9 protein-coding genes are annotated in these 15,482 nt (G+C 59.1%); 8 read left to right on the plus strand and 1 reads right to left on the minus strand.

The genetic code is table 11. From position 1 onward, the window contains the following. Positions 1-105 precede the first annotated feature (105 nt). Positions 106-1,953: a hypothetical protein gene (locus FJW04_RS19105; RefSeq protein WP_140716028.1), complete on the plus strand. Its 1,848-nt coding sequence runs from the start codon at positions 106-108 to the stop codon at positions 1,951-1,953. A 77-nt stretch (positions 1,954-2,030) separates the two neighbouring features. Here FJW04_RS19105 and FJW04_RS19110 read toward each other — a convergent pair whose 3' ends face one another. Then, positions 2,031-2,828, minus strand: coding sequence for a hypothetical protein (locus FJW04_RS19110; protein WP_140716030.1), 798 nt, complete (start codon positions 2,826-2,828; stop codon positions 2,031-2,033). A gap of 1,311 nt (positions 2,829-4,139) precedes the next feature. Between FJW04_RS19110 and FJW04_RS30380 the strand changes: the two genes are divergently transcribed. The 7 genes from FJW04_RS30380 (at position 4,140) to FJW04_RS19145 (ending at position 15,470) form a co-directional block, all read left to right on the plus strand. After that, entirely contained in the window at positions 4,140-4,793 is a 654-nt protein-coding gene (locus FJW04_RS30380) for a CobW-like GTP-binding protein (protein WP_246673903.1), read from the plus strand. A 5-nt stretch (positions 4,794-4,798) separates the two neighbouring features. Continuing rightward, the gene (locus FJW04_RS30385; RefSeq protein ID WP_246673926.1) at positions 4,799-5,362 is read left to right on the plus strand and encodes an AAA family ATPase; all 564 of its coding nucleotides are present in this window, start codon (positions 4,799-4,801) and stop codon (positions 5,360-5,362) included. Beyond that, positions 5,355-6,014, plus strand: coding sequence for an HNH endonuclease (locus FJW04_RS19120; RefSeq protein WP_140716032.1), 660 nt, complete (start codon positions 5,355-5,357; stop codon positions 6,012-6,014). The genes FJW04_RS30385 and FJW04_RS19120 overlap by 8 nt, the downstream gene beginning before the upstream one ends. 48 nt (positions 6,015-6,062) lie before the next feature. Continuing rightward, positions 6,063-6,947: a hypothetical protein gene (locus FJW04_RS19125; protein ID WP_140716034.1), complete on the plus strand. Its 885-nt coding sequence runs from the start codon at positions 6,063-6,065 to the stop codon at positions 6,945-6,947. A gap of 221 nt (positions 6,948-7,168) precedes the next feature. Continuing rightward, positions 7,169-11,158 carry a DISARM system helicase DrmA gene (drmA, locus tag FJW04_RS19130; RefSeq protein WP_140716036.1) on the plus strand — a complete coding sequence of 1,330 codons (3,990 nt, stop codon included), beginning with the start codon at positions 7,169-7,171 and terminating at the stop codon, positions 11,156-11,158. 8 nt (positions 11,159-11,166) lie between these two features. Further along, entirely contained in the window at positions 11,167-12,918 is a 1,752-nt protein-coding gene (locus FJW04_RS19135; protein WP_210241307.1) for a DUF1998 domain-containing protein, read from the plus strand. Positions 12,919-13,418: 500 nt separating this feature from the next. Then, positions 13,419-15,470, plus strand: coding sequence for an AIPR family protein (locus FJW04_RS19145; RefSeq protein WP_140716040.1), 2,052 nt, complete (start codon positions 13,419-13,421; stop codon positions 15,468-15,470). Positions 15,471-15,482 lie beyond the last annotated feature (12 nt).

The following is a 15,482-nucleotide window of genomic DNA, read 5'->3' on the forward strand; positions in this document are numbered from 1 at the left end:
AAGGAGATCGGATTGTTGTCGTTCCGAATGCAAAACGCTTGGAAGAACTCGGCGCAGCCGAAATAACTGCTCCGTCATCAAAAATCGAAATTAGAGAGATTTAGCTTGGCTGACGACGTGGAAGATGAGCGCATCGATATTGCCAGTGCGGTGCAGGCACTCGAGGTCACCGCTTTTCGCACCCGAGGCAATTTCGGTCTACTCGACCCCGAAAAAGATCAGCCGAAACGCAGTCACCTCACCTGGAGCGGCATCCTGCCAGTTGTTCGACGTGACCTGCCTAGCTACTCAATGTCGCGCGACACTTACGAGAACATTTGGGAAGCCATTGAGCAGGAGGCGCCGCCCCGCCTGAAGGAGGTCTTCAAGGCGGCGCTTGAAGCTTGGCGGTTGAAATCCTGGCCCGCCTTTCAGCGTGATCTGGTGAGCGAAACCGCGAAGGACTTCGGCAACTATCAACTAACCGAGCAGCGGCTGCGCGAACATCTTAATAAGTGGCCCGAGTTGCGGTTTGAAAAGGACGTCATCAAGGCAGGACTGCGGAAGTTGCGGAGTCCGGGCTCGACTCTGGAAAAAGCCGTGAGAGATCTCCAGGAACTCACCGGCGACCGAGAGGATGCAACCGCCGCGATGGTGGCGATCACATCGACGCAAGGCTACGGCCGTCAGGGTTTAGTAGCCGAACTCCTCAAAACCTGGGTGGGTACCAGCGTGTGGGGGCAGTTGATGACAGCGCTGTGGGTGGACGTTCCCGAGGCCGAGGAGTTGCCGAGAGACGTGGTCGAGGTCGCGTACCTGCTGCGACAACTGCCTCTGATATCTGGCCGGTCCCTTGATGGCTTTGTCCTTGCAGATATGGCGGGTGCATCCAGAGCAGCCTGGCGGCGCTCACTTCGGGAAACCATCGGTAAGGATATCGAACTGAGGGCGGCTGTTACGGAGGCGCTGCTGTGGTTCGCAAGCCCCAATGAGGACCTTCTTGCTCAGTTCACGGCGCTGGAGATCAACGAGCCGGACCCTGCAACCGCAATCTCTCCGTTCCTAGCCCACGGCTCCAGACTTGTTGGCCTTCGGGCTCGATCGGCGTTGGACTTGTTGTCCAAGGCCGCTGATCCCATGGAGTCGTTACTCACTCGGGACGACTCTGACAACAGCGACAGCATGACCTTGCCGCACTCACGCACTTGGCTCGGTGATGCTCGCCTTGAGCAAATGCTGCGCGTTGCTTTTTCAAATGCGGCATCCAGCATGGCAAAAGAGGTGCCGCTGACCGCATCGAGCGGAGAAGAAAACCTTGTCGGCAAACTGTTAGAACGCCTGCGCGGCGTGTGCGAGCGGGTAACCCGCGACGCGGCAGTGCTGGCGAGAGAGACGGATCGCGGCGAAAGGTTGATGGTCAGCCTGTCGCATCGTGTGATCGGTAAAAGCGAAGAGGGAAAGGAGGGCCTTGCAAAAGGGCATCGCTTCTCGACTGACGTTACGCTGATCGTCCGCGCGCGCAGAGGCAGCGCGCCGCCTTTCAGCCAGCGCGCGACCTTCGTTCAAGCGAAACGGATACGGCGGAGCGATTTGCCCGAGAACGTTCACTATGTTGTGGATATGAGTCAGATGAACGACATTGCGGAACAGACGACCTCAAGCTTTCTTCTTGCAGTCGGACCGGATGTCGCGGGCGTCACCATGCCGATTGTGCCGGCCCAACTGATGATTGATCGCTTCGGGACGGATGTGAGCAAACGCCACATCCATCCCGATATGGTTTCGCGCCTCGGTCGTAGCCTGGCGGACTGGTTGGTAGACGATGTCATCGGCTTGTGGACGGGCGACCCGCGGCTCGATGCGGTATCTAAAGCAGCTTTTGGCTGCGGTGACCGTGACAGCGTCATCGTCGAGATCGAAGTGGCTTTAGTATCTACTGAGCCCGATGTGGAAATGGAAAAGGGCAGGCGATGACGCTTCTCTCCCTCTGTGAGGCAGCCCTTCCAGTATGTCCGCCATCTTTCAATTTGGATTGTCGCTTGGCATGGGCGTTACTCGGAGTGGACTGCCTTCATCAGGGCATCGAGGAGTGGGACCAGGCTCGAACATCCTGAGCCACAGATCTGATTTCTGACCCGCTTCCAACGGGTCGCAATGCCGACCAGCTTGGCTGGCGGAACTGGCAGACCGAAACTGCTCGATAGCGCGATGCCGAAGATGGCACCTCCGCTTTTGCCATACTGGTCACGCGCCTGGACGTCGCCTCGCTCGCCGCGCACGCCCTCCTTCTTGTCGAAGAGCACCTCGACACGACCGTCCGCTGTCTCGGCAGCAAAGTTCGAATATGCCTCCATGCGGGTATCAAGAGTCATCTTGTCCAAGCGGCGCGCCGCTGACGCCGGATAGCCGACCACCGTGGCGTAAAACCGTTCCCCCGGCGGCGCGACCCTATCGAGTGAGCTCGCGGGCAGGAACGGCCGGTGCGAGAGCCAGTTCCTCTCTTCGTCAGACAGAAGTTTGACTGCCAGATCTGCGTCCTCGTCTACCTCAAACTGCCCATGCAATGGCCGGGACAGTCCGTCGGCGCCGAACAGGAACAACGGCTCTTGACCGTGGTCGCTCATAACATGTTCGGCGGTGACTAGGCACTTGGTCCCAAAGTAGTCCAACAGGACGGCGCTGCCGACAACATAGGGTTGCAGGCGCGCGGTCGCGCCGACGATCGGCACCACGCAGTCACGCAGCAGTGCAATTTGGCTGTCTACCATCGCCCGAGCGGTCGCGTTGATCGGAAATTTGAACGTGACCGTGACCTCGCGCTCGCCCGTGCGACGGACGCGCGTGACCATCACTGCCGACACATCGTTAGAAAACTATTGCTCAGCATCACAATTCCCGAAGGCGACCGACCCCCAGCCGAAACGCATACAAGCTCACCCGGCCGAGGCTGGAATGGTTCCCGTGGCCGCCGAGTTCATCTCATAGAGGGACTTGTGAGGCAAGCGCGGCGAGTACACTAAGGCTTTGGATGACGGCGCACGCGGGCGTGAAAGACCGGACGGTCGGCAACCTGCCACTATAGTCGTTGCGTGAGGTCGGCGGCGGACCTGACATAGGGCGTAACAGCGTCGGCACAACGTCGCCGCGAACAACGGGCGCAGGCAGGCGACTTGGTTCGGCAAATTGCCATTCTCTACACAAAACCAATCGTTTGGCAGTAAATCGCACATTGCGCCACAAGCCCGCAACGTGGGGAAGTCAGCGAAAAACCAAGCAAAAACAATCGACCGACAGAAGCGCAATGTGCGCCCTTTTATCTTGCCGTCTTAATCGGTTGTGCTTTGCGAGAACTATTCGCCATCGTCGTTCCTCTCCTAATATGCGATCAATACACTATTTTATACTCTATGCCACGATTCTGGCGTCGAGCCCCGATGCGCCGTGCAGTCTCTGTGCTCATCGACGGGATGTTTTTGGCTGTACGATAGCAGCGGACGAACCATCGCAGCGCACACGTCCATCGGACTGACAGAGTGTCGTCACAAGCAATCGAGCGCGGTCCAGACATCAGTAAATTGGAGCCGCCGCCGGCAGGAACGTGCACTCCAGTGTTCTTGTCTGCATCGGTCTTCATCCGCCGAAGTGCGTACCTTTGTCTCAGTCCGTGCCTGTGAACGTGCAAGGTACCATTAATCTTACTGCGCTCAGGCCGCGCATCGACGCGCCCCGACGGATCGTCGATCGCGCTCATGAAACTGGAGCGCCTCATTAGGAATTGCCCAGAAGCGACGGCACAACGGCCGCCGCTCCGCGAAGCGGAAGCATCAGCTTTTGCAACCGACAAGACATTTCCCCCGCGACACGCAAGCTCCCGCATCACAGCTCCGCCGCCTGCGCATCGCCCGCCATCGCTCCTATCTAAGCCGATTTATTCGCGCACGTGATGCGGATGCCGAGGGCCTTCAACGAGGGGCGAGCGCGTTTTGGATTTCGAAGTCTTTGCTTCTCCAGAAACGTTAGACCCCAATACTCGACGTCTGATCACTTGTCTAAACGCTCGTAGGTCGCGCATATTTCACCCCATCCGTCGCGAAGCAGTGTGCGTGCAGATAAGGGAGGGAAGAGGTGCAGGCTGATCGGCTCGAAAGCGGTGTATCCGCATGGTGAGTCTGCACGACCTCGGCATGGACGAGGATGGCGGGATGAGCGAGGCTGTCTCCATCCTTGTCGGCCCGAATGGCTCGGGAAAGAGTTCCGTGCTCCTAGATATTGCCACGCGTTACCGCAGTGGCCGCAACGTGGCGGTTGTCTGCAACACCCCACATGATCGATTCACCGGTCTGCGAGGAGTTAAACGTATTTCGGTCGGACGGAGCGACCAATCACCCAAGAACGTAGTGAAAAAGGCTGTCGCAGATACTCTCAACGAAACTGGCTCTGCATTTTTTCAGATCAGTGCGATCCTAGATCATTGCGGCTACGAAGCACGGTTCGGCTTCGAGATCAGCCCTCACATCTACTACAAGCTCACGACCGATGAACTACGCGAGCAATTACGCGCCCAGTTTTATCCGGATGCCCCCGATCGGGGTTTCGATGTGCCGGTAGGGGATGTTGTCGTTGAAATGGGGATGTCCTTTCTCCAGCGGCACGAACCTGAGGAACGGATTTGGATCGATGCCAGGAACTCCGTGTTCGAGTTCAGCCGCGCACGCGAGTTTGCTTCAGTGCTCAAGTTGGAATCAACACTCCGACGCTGGCGCGTGATCAGTGGAATCCGAGTGCTGCTCGAACGGAAGAACGGGGAGGTGTGATCGAGATGCAGCATGCGAGCTCTGGCCAGCTCGCGCTGATCTCTTCACTGCTCTTTCTGATCACCAATGTCGGCGACAAGCCACTCATCGTAATCGACGAGCCTGAGAATAGCCTTCATCCAAGCTGGCAGCGGGATTACATAGGGAAGATTCTTGCCGCGATGAACTTCCGTGGTGCTTCGCTCATCGTCGCTACCCATGCTCCACTCGTTGTCACTGGGGCGCTTGCCGACAGTCCGGACTTGGTTTCCGTGTTCGAGGTGCGGGACGGAGCTACGAGGCGGCTCCCAATAGAAACGGGCCCCGCTTCGCCGAACAGCATTGAGGAAATCCTCTGGCGGGCGTTCGAGGTCGTGACCCCGGCCAATCATTTCGTGAGCGAGCAGATCGTCGATGAGATATCTCGCTTCGAGAAAGGCGAGGTCCCAAAGGTTCAGGTCTTGTCGCTTATCGAGAGGATGGAGGCAGAGAGCTTCGACGAGCGCCAGAAGGGATTCTTCGCGGCAGTTAGAGGCCTACTGGACAAGATCGAAACCGGGTTGGCTGAGGGAGCGGACGGCCATGGATGACGCCTACACGCCGACGCTTGAGGATTTCGCATTCACTGATTCAGAAATGGAAGTGATCACGGCGGCGCTCGAAACCGAGAAACCTTGGGACTGGAAGGCAGGCGATGAGCGGGACGAAACGGTCAAGATCATCAAAAAGAAGATAGAGACTTTTCATCTTGGGCGGCACAAGGACCAGTGTTGTTACTGCAGGCGGCACCTCGGTGGGGCTGGTTATTTCATGATCGATCGCGAGCACGTCCTGCCAAAGTCTGTTGGCGCTTTCCGGCTGCTCTCGTTCGAGATTTGGAACCTCGGTGTATCCTGCAAGCGATGCAATATGCAGTACAAGAAAGAGCGGATTGACTTCGTCATCGATCAGGCCGACGAAGGGGCTCGCAAGAGCAGCCACAACTATCGCTTAATTCACCCGAACTTCGATAACTACGAGAAACACTTTGATCACTACATGCTGCAAAAGAACGGCGTGACCTTGCAGAAATTTACTAGGCTGGAAGGAAGCGCAAAGGCTGAGTATACGTATGACTTCTTCAATCTTCGCGGTCTCGAGGTGGGCAGCTTCGATGAAGCACAGGGTGTGGCTCAACAGCATCAAGGTTTGGGAAAGGGAGCGCTTGAAGCCCGCTCCCTAGCCGAGGATTTTGGCCAGTAGTACGGTCGGCCGGCGATCGCCGTCGGCCTTGAGCGGATGTTTTCGCAGATGCCTAACGTAGCTGAAGCCCTAAGAATATTCGCGCCTGAAAAATGGGGCGAGGTTGATCGCTTTCTCACCTTATGGCCCACGACATATCAATTCCAAGGCCATCAGAAGCGCGTGCTTGCGGGCGTAAAGAACCACTTCCACAAGGCGCTGACCCTTTTCACCATGGCGGAATCGCTTGTGCCAAGTCTGAAGATTGACGAAGCCGAGCTCGATAAGCATGGGTTTACGCCAGCGCAGAATGCCAGAAACCTGGCTGCTGTGCTGGAGGCGGTGATTACCGAGCTGTACTCGGTCATTGACTGCACCGCGAAGGTTCTACACATCGTATATGGACCGAGCTCCATGCGATATCGCGACTCCACCCGGCGTCTTTTTGCTGAGGTTGACGCAATCACAGGATCGTTTCCCGAAAGGCTTAAGGCCGCAGTCCGGGCGGCGACTTGGTATGATGACCTACGTCATATTCGCGATGAGCTGACCCACCGTGACGTGGGAAGCTGTTCGAAAGATCGGGAGACTGGGGTTATCAGATACTTCCATTCCAGCCTGTGGGACGGGGAGCGGCAAAGGCCTATCGACGACATCTTTGGCTGGACTAAATCCAACGTCGACGCTGTCAACGCGTTCATCGGTGTGACCTTCAATGAATTGAACGCCTCCATCACCAGTGGAACCGTCACGCAAATGTGCGGGATGGTACAAGGGCGCATGTTGATGCGCGTGCTGGACGTCTCGGAGCCGATCGATTTCAACAACGGGGTGTGTCTGTCTGCGCAATGGTTCACGCAACCGGGCAATCCCTATTGTCCGTTCGCCGAGAGCTGCGGCGCGTTTCAGCGTCGAGCAATCGCTGACCAGGCTCACGAGGTAGGGGAATCTTGATCGTGCAGCACAAAGTTGCTCCGCTTCATGATGAACGCGCCGCAGCCCAGGGCAATCGGACGGCAAGCGCCAACGGACGGCCATCCCGCGTGGCCGTCTTTGAACTCGGCAGCCGCGTTATGTTGATAAGGAGAAGTCTGCCGGCAACTTCCGGGCTAGCACAATTCCGTTTGATCGGCTCTAATCATCATCAACATGGGTGGAGCTACGGGGGGTAGCGCTTGGGACTTCGCGCGACGACGCTGGTTGAACTATCAAACGAAGTGCTCGGTCCGAGGGGCGGGCCATTCGAACTAATGACCGACGATCCCAGAACTGAATACGTTGCCGGCGTGCTGCGACCCGAACCTTTCGGCAGCTCGTCGCCTCCCGATCCGGACGGCCAGGCTCCGGAGCTGGTGTCCGAGGCCGTAGGCGAGGAGGATGACGACGAGGTCCTAGTAGGCACCGCTCCCACGTCTCCTTCCATCGATCCGAGCCAACCGCCACGATCAGCCGGTCTTTCGTTCGTCGTAGAGAGTGTCGCTCCAACTATCAGGGTCTGCGCGACCTGGGCGCGATACATTGCCGAGGACAGCGGCTGGCGCCGTCGTGCCGATTTGATCTTAACCAACTGGCTGGATGCATTAGTCACGCAACGAGTCTTTGAGCGCGATGGCGTTGAGCTCAGAATTGAAACCAGCCCGATTCGGAATGGGGGGCGTCGCGTTAGTATCTGGTTGATCAACGTACATCGCGAAACAGAGCGGGGCCGTTCGGGACCTGCCGAGCATATCTTCCAACCCCAAATCCGCGTGTTGATCGGTCGAGAAACTAAGCTTCTCCCCATGAAGAGCGCTGTCGCGGCGGCTGACGATGAGCAACGTGGGCTTGATCTTTTATATGACGGGCGCGAGGCGTTCGCCCGTGGCCACATGTGCGGAGCCGTCTGGCGGGCCGTGGACCCGGAGCGCGACGCTGGTGAGCGCGAGGCCGATCGCCCGTCGGCCGCACCTTTCGCATTTACCGACGCTCATCTTCTCTCTGCGGATGACGTGACAGCGTTTTCGCCGCCGGATGTTAGGACCGAATACCTCCCTATGTACGGAGTCGAAGCACCGGAAACAGCGTGGTCTGCAGAAGGCGCTGCACCGGAACTCCGAGCGGGAGCGCTCGCGGAAGCCTGGGACCCGGAAGCGATTGAGGATGCGCTGCGACCGCTTGCCGACGGATATGCAGCTTGGGTGTCGCAGCTGAGCCAACGCATTGACGCGCTGCTCCCGGGACAGCGTCAGGCGGCGCGCGCTAATCTAGAACTCTGTTCTGCCTTAGCGAACCGATTGCACGACGCGGTGAACCTACTGCGTGCCGACGAGAATGTTAGGCTAGCGTTCTGCTTTGCGAACCGCGCAATGGCGATGCAGGGGACATGGTCGCGGGGGCGGCCTCTCGTCTGGCGCCCTTTCCAGCTTGCATTCCTGGCTGTTGCGCTTCGCTCTACTGCGGATCCCCGCGACTCGGGCCGCGACGTGTGTGATCTTCTTTGGTTCCCTACGGGCGGGGGCAAGACGGAAGCCTATCTGGCACTCGCCGCATTCACGCTCGCGTTTCGCCGACTACGCTCACCATTGGGGGGTGGCACCGGCGTCATCTCTCGCTATACGCTACGTCTTCTGACGATCCAGCAGTTCCGAAGAGCACTCGCTACTGTGACAGCGTGCGAAGTTCTGCGCGTGGAAGGACTTAGCGATCCGAATAGCCGGGCGGTTGGCTGGCGCCCGGCAGCGTGCCAGCGTCGCGAGACATTCCTTTGGGGGGGAACGCGATTTTCTGCTGGTCTGTGGGTTGGCGGAAACGTCACTCCCAACCGCATGGATACGATATCTGCCAGAATCGATAACAGCCTTCAGATCTATTTGGGGGCGATAGATATTCTGCGTGGAGCCCGCTTCGGCTATACAGGGCCGGACGCGACCCTCGCGCGCCTTGTACGGAGCGGTCGGATTCATCAAGGCGGCGAACCGGCACAAGTGGTTAACTGCCCCTGCTGCCGTGCCCTACTTGCAGTGCCTCAGTCGAATGGCGGCGCGAGCGGGCTCGGCACGGGACAGCATGTAGTGCACATTCCTCATGCGGCCCCAGGCCGACGGATCTCAGTGACGCGGCTCGTCGCGCCAGCACCCGGCGTCGAACTCGTCGGAGCGGAATCGGCCGGGCTTGTCGATGCCTTCTCAACGACACTCACGTTCCAAGTGGCCGAAGGAGCTATGTTGACGGGCGAGCGGCTAGATGAGTGGTGGCATGATGCTGTTGCGCCCGCCCTTCACCCAGGCGAACTCCTGTGCGCGCGTCCGGCCCGGCCCGGTTATTCGCTTATCCGAAGGAACGGGCCGGCATCCGCGATAGTCGGTTTCGAAGTCCTGTGTCCGAATCCGGAGTGCGAACTCAATAGAAGCGCTTGGGCAGAGAACGTTCCCGTCCTGCGCTCTGCGACCCGGGCTGTCGTACCGACTGACAGATCCTTCCGTGCGCCGGAACACGCTGCGCTACCATCGTTGGATGGTAGCTGGCAGGATCCACCGCTCGATCATGGACGCCTCTCTGCGCGTGTGTTCGGGCGCATACCGATACCCGCCTGTACGGTCGACGAACAGATTTACGCCCAGTGCCCCGGGTTGTTGGTCGCCACCGCCGATAAGTTCGCGAGACTGGCATACGAGCCCCGCGCCGCTGGCATCTTCGGCAACGTCGAGCGTTACCACGCGATTGAAGGCTATTACCGGAGAGGCGGGTGGCAGCCAGGCCAACCCCAGACATATCGCCCTGATCCTCCGGGTGGGCCCGGAGGACACTCGGCTTTACACGTAGGCGTTCCTGCCTTCGATCCTCCTGAACTCGTCATCCAAGATGAGCTTCATCTTATCGAGGGTCCGCTCGGCAGCATGGTTGGGCTGTATGAGACGGCGATCGAGGCGCTTAGTCGCGGTGCGGACGGGCGTCGCGCAAAATACGTGGCTTCGACCGCGACGGTTCGGCAGGCCGGACCCCAGGTGCGAGCTTTGTTCGACAGGGAAGTGGCTCAGTTCCCGCCGCCCGGGCTCAATGTGGATGACTCTTTCTTCGCGCGCACTTCAGAGCCACATCCCTTAAATGAAAAAGATGCAGGGAGACTGTACGTCGGCCTCGCCGCACCTGGAAAGGGTGCTCAGACGCCAATCGTCCGCATTTGGTCCAGCCTTCTCCAATCTGCCCTAACGACCAGACTGGCACCGATCGAGGAAGATCCGGATCGTCTTTGGACTTTGGCAGGCTATTTCAATGCCGTCAGGGAACTCGCTGGTGCGGCAACACTCTACCGACAGGACATTCCTGAACGCATGCGCCGACGCTACGGAACTACAGCTCGATCTACCGAGCCCGTTGGCTACATGGAGCTATCTAGCCGGGTTGATTCGGTGGAGCTTCCCAGCATGCTCGGCGCGCTCGAGACACCGTTCGGTGTCGACGTAGTCTGCGCGACCTCAATGTTCGGCACGGGCGTCGATATCGACAGGCTCGGGCTTATGGTCGTCCATGGTCAGCCCAAAACGACGTCAAGTTACATTCAAGCTACGGGCCGGGTGGGACGGCGGTCCGGCGCCTTGGTAGTTACGTTCCTCCGCGCATCACGTCCGCGAGATCTCGATCATTTCGAGTTCTTCTGCGGTTATCATCGCGCGTTGTACCGCCACGTAGAGGCGATCACGGTGTCTCCTTTCGCACCAAAGGCCCGCGACAGGTGTCTCGGACCGCTATCCGTTGCACTGTTGAGGCAGGGAGCGGCGCTCGATGGCGCCGCAGTTCACGAGGATTGGAGAGTCGAGCAAAGGCTGGCGGGCCAACGCTATCATAGCGAGGCTATGCGGATGGCTGCGCATCGGCGCGACGCCGAGGTACTTGCCCTTGGCGGCATTGTCGAAAGACGCTCCCAGACCCAACCTGCCGACATACGGCCCATCGCGGGCCTGACGCAGGTTGAGATGGAGTCTGAACTTGACCGCTGGCAGATGCTTGCTAGACGAGCCGCTACGCGAGACGATCTAGTGTACAACGAATCCGCGATGGTCCGGGCCCCAACCCGGGAGGTGGTGCTCGGTGATCCGCAACACACCGGCGCCAGCCTGGCACAAGCTTTTGAGAACGCACCTCAAAGCTTGCGCGCTATTGAGGAAACAACCACTTTCAAGATCTAGGTGTCGACTTGGCCGGACAATCCATCCGTCGTTCTCAGTTCATCACTACCTACGGCCCAGGAGCCATCTTGGAAAGTGCCGAAGGTCCGAGGATCATACGTGGCCTTGAATGGGCGGAGATATTTGACGACGCTCGGCCCGACGATCATGAGATTACAGAGAGGCGGCTCTCTGAGGGCCTTTTGAGCGGCGCCCGCATTGTCGCTGTCCCATCCAACGCGGAGCTCGGAGTCGAGGACAGCCGAGGCGTTTACCGGACTTTGCCTTTTCCTAAGTGGTCGCTGTGCGTCCGACACTCCGTCCTTTACCGAAAGAGTGACGGCGACAACCGCACGTGTCCGCTCTGCCCGCCCTCTCAGAATCATTTCGACGCCTGGCGCAAGGCGGGTGCCGAGAAGACACGCTTCATCCAAGTCTGCAGAGCTGGCCACATGCAGGACGTCGACTGGAATTACGTGGTCACGTCCATGGGAGGCCGCTGCAACGGCAGCTGCCGCCCGGACTACTTCCGCTGGGAAGGCGGTGGTGGAGCCCTGGCATCGGTGCTGGTCAGGTGTCCAAATTGCGGGCAAGCCGCCAACCTCGGCCAGGCGTATGCACGTGACTGGCGCTGCTCCGGTGATTTCCCGGAGGAGGGCGGGAACATTAGACCGCCGTGTCCTACCCACGGTCGTATCGTGCAGCGAGGCGCCTCGAACGTATTCATACCGGAAACAGTCACAGCACTGACCATTCCGCCGGCAGCGCTAGAGTTACACCGCCTTCTTGACCAGCGTGCTCTGCGACTGCTTTTCGCTGTTATGCGACCGACGGATTTCGCGGCACTCGCAAGCCTGCTGCAGCGAGCTGTGGACACGGGAAATCTCGGCCAACACGTCGTCGACGCGATTTTGGTTTACCCACCGAGCGAGGTAATGCGTGCGCTCGATGAGGTCACCAGGCCGATCGAAGCGCGCTCAGCGGCGGAAATGCGGCTCGACGAATATCGCCGACTTCGGGACGCCGCTGCAGAGGGTTATCCACTGCAACCAGGAGAGGCGCGCTCGCAGTTTGAAGTTGTTCTCGGCGACGTCCGTCAGTTCGATGTGGTGGGCACGGGTCGCTTCCGCGTCACGCCTGTCAGCAGGTTGCGAGTCGTCATGGCGCAAACAGGTTACCGACGGCTGGACGGTCAGCCGGTTGACCGCAAAGCATGGTTCGACGGGGATGCATGGTACCCCGGCGTCGAACTATTCGGCGAGGGCGTGTTCATCGATTTGATCGATGACGGCGGCAACCCGGCCCCTGTCCCGATAAATGGTGCCTCAGCACAAGCGTGGGCTGCTAATGCAGGCGCGACCTGGGCCGCCGATCCCATTCAACTCGATCCGGCCTTTGTTTGGTTGCACACGCTTTCCCACCGACTGATTTCCTCGTTGTCGCTGAGCTGCGGGTACTCTTCAGCGGCGCTCCGCGAACGTGTCTTTATTGATAGACAACTTGGTGAAGCAGCATTTGGAGGAGTGCTCCTCTATACCGTTCAGCCTGGCGGCGACGGTACGCTTGGAGGGTTGGTGTCATTGGTGCCCGGGTTCCGCCAAATACTCGACGGCGCGTTAGAAACCCTTGACTCTTGCTCTAACGACCCCCTCTGCGGACGGGAGCGCTTCGGTCCAGAACGCGTGAATGGCGCCGCCTGCTATGCTTGCCTCTTCCAGTCCGAGACATCCTGCGAACACCGGAACATGTCCCTGGACCGCAACGTGCTGCTAGGCCGATGACGCCGGGCCTTTTCGTGTCTGGATTCAGTTGGGTTGGCGCCGGCGTTCGCTCTATAGAGACCGGGCTCCACGAACTATTCACTCGAGCTCGACGCCGCGTCGTGGCCTCCACATACTCCATCGGTGGAGCCGCCTTCGATCTTCCAGAACTCTGGATATCCGGAGCACTTGATCGTGGAGTAGAGGTCGTGCTGGTTGTGAACCGCTGGGATGAGCAGCCAAAGGTTGCTCTCGCTCCGCTGCAGCGCCTGGCTCGGCAAGACAGTCGGCTGGCGCTGTACAGTTGGGACGGCCCCGAATGGCATGAACTTCACGCGAAAGTGGTGGTCCAAGACGAGAGCTTCGCTATGATCGGCTCGTCGAACTGGTCTGGAAACGGTTTTCTCCGCAACCACGAGATGGCTGTACTAGTGGAGGGGGAACCTGCGCGTACGGCAGCTCGACTCATCACCTCCCTCACTGGTTCGACTTACGCTCGAAGACAAGTATAGCGGCTAACCATGGTTCAAGACCTCAAGGAAGATCTACGTTTACTGCATGGCGCCGTTCAGGGCTCCGAGCCAGGACCTGTAGCCGGCGACCAACCGGCGGAGTGCTTCACCCGCTTCGTCATCGACCATCTGATCGAAATCGGGCGCGTAGACGATGGTCACGTGGCTTTTTGGGAGGGGCCCGCGGGGCGGGGCGCCGCCCGCATATCCGGCTACGGCATTGGTGAGCAACGCGACACACTTGATCTTTTCATCACCGAGCTCGGGTCGTCAGACGAACTACGCTCCGCAAGGGCCGACGATCTAGACAGGCTCGTCGGCCAGGCTGGTCGCTTTGCAGAGATGGCGCTCAAGTCGGGTGCAAACGCCAATGTCGATACGGCAGCCGGGGCAATGCTGTCTGCCATCCACGATGTGAGCGGCAGGCTTCGGCGGGTGAGAATCTTCATCATCACTGACGCAGTATCCGCTGCGCGTCGGATGCCGAGGCGCACGGTCGCCGCTTTGCCCGCGGAAATCGAAGTATGGGACCTTCCCCGGCTCACTCGCAGCATGTCGGTGGAGGGTGAAGGCGAGCCTATCGATATCGACTTCGAGAACTCGACATATGGCTGTCAACCCTTCCTGCGCTTGGACGGTGGGACGGAGCATTCGACACTACTGATGGTGATCCCTGGACAGGTGCTTTCAGAACTGTACGAAGAGCACGGTGCCGCTCTGCTTGAGTTCAACGTAAGGTCCTTCCTGTCGGTGCGAGGCAAGGTCAATAAGGGGATCCGGGACACAATTTTGGGAGAGCCCGGCAGGTTTCTTGCCTACAACAACGGTATCGTGATTACCGCCGAGTCGGTCTACGAGCAATTTGTGCCAGGGCTGGGCAAGGCCGTGGCCAAGCTAACCAACGTGCAGATTGTCAATGGTGGTCAGACGACCGCGACAATCCACGACACCGCCCGTCGCCTAGAAGCAGACATCTCGCATGTGGCGGTCGCAGCCAAAGTGGTGATCGTTGGGTCGGACGTTCGGGACGAGATAGTAAAAAGGATATCTCGCTTTGCTAACACTCAGAACCCGATGCAGCAGGCGGACCTATCGGCTAACGAGCCATTCCACGTGGCCGTCGAGCGACTGTCGCGGTCGACTTGGTGCCCTGGTGGCGAGCGGCGGTGGTTCTACGAGCGGGCTCGAGGGCAATATGAGGTGGAGTTGTCGCGGGAAGGTGACACCCCAGCTAAGCGAGCCAAGTTTCTGGCGCAGACTCCGAAGGAGCTTCGCTTTTCCAAGGTCGATCTCGCCAAGTTTCTGAACGCATGGGGCCGAAGGCCACACGACGTTAGCCTCGGTGGGCAGAAAAACTTCATCCAACTGATGGAGGACTTGCGACGCCGCAATGGCCTTGCCTGGGAGCCAGACCAGCAATGGTACCAAGATGTTGTCGCCGTTGCCCTTATTTGGCAGACCGCCGAGCGGGTCGTCCGCTGGGAAGGAATCCCCGCCTTCCGCGCCAACGTAACCGCCTATCTTGTGGCTTTGTTATCAGCCAAATCGTCGAGTCGCCTGGATCTCAAGCGCATATGGAACGCGCAGGCGGTAACGCCTCAACTGGAAAGTCTGCTCCGTTCATGGGCAGTTCCAGTGCGTGACGCGCTTGTGCAAGGAGCCTCAGCTCGACAGCGGAACCCTACGGAGTGGTTCAAGCGGGAAGAATGTTGGACCGATATTGGTGAACTACCGCTGCCTATGCCTTCACCACTACCAAGTGAGTTCGGCACCGCTTCCCGCGAGGTAGATCTCATTCCAATTGCCACCAACGGCGCCATATCAACCGATCTCGCCGCCGCGCTGCGGGTAAAAACGATCAAGGCAGGTCAATGGACGAGTATCGCGGAGTGGGGATCGCGAACGGGCAAGCTGCATTGGCGCCAGTCTAGCATCGCAACCACCCTTTCAGGCATGTCTGCCCAGCAGTGGCGTAAAGATCCCTCGCCCAAGCAAGTAGAGGCAGCGATCAACATCTTGAACTTGGTTGAGCAGCAAGCGCCAGAACTGGTGGCGCAATAGCCTGCCAGTGCG

The organism is Mesorhizobium sp. B2-7-3 (assembly GCF_006440715.1).
Taxonomy (GTDB): domain Bacteria; phylum Pseudomonadota; class Alphaproteobacteria; order Rhizobiales; family Rhizobiaceae; genus Mesorhizobium; species Mesorhizobium australicum.

Excerpts from the sequence above, each read along its gene's own strand:
- FJW04_RS30385 (WP_246673926.1), top strand. The coding sequence starts at position 4,799 with ATGCAGCATGCGAGCTCTGGCCAGCTCGCGCTGATCTCTTCACTGCTC.
- FJW04_RS30380 (WP_246673903.1), top strand. The coding sequence starts at position 4,140 with ATGGTGAGTCTGCACGACCTCGGCATGGACGAGGATGGCGGGATGAGC.
- FJW04_RS19145 (WP_140716040.1), top strand. The coding sequence starts at position 13,419 with ATGGTTCAAGACCTCAAGGAAGATCTACGTTTACTGCATGGCGCCGTT.
- FJW04_RS19125 (WP_140716034.1), top strand. The coding sequence starts at position 6,063 with ATGCCTAACGTAGCTGAAGCCCTAAGAATATTCGCGCCTGAAAAATGG.
- FJW04_RS19120 (WP_140716032.1), top strand. The coding sequence starts at position 5,355 with ATGGATGACGCCTACACGCCGACGCTTGAGGATTTCGCATTCACTGAT.
- FJW04_RS19110 (WP_140716030.1), bottom strand. The coding sequence starts at position 2,828 with ATGGTCACGCGCGTCCGTCGCACGGGCGAGCGCGAGGTCACGGTCACG.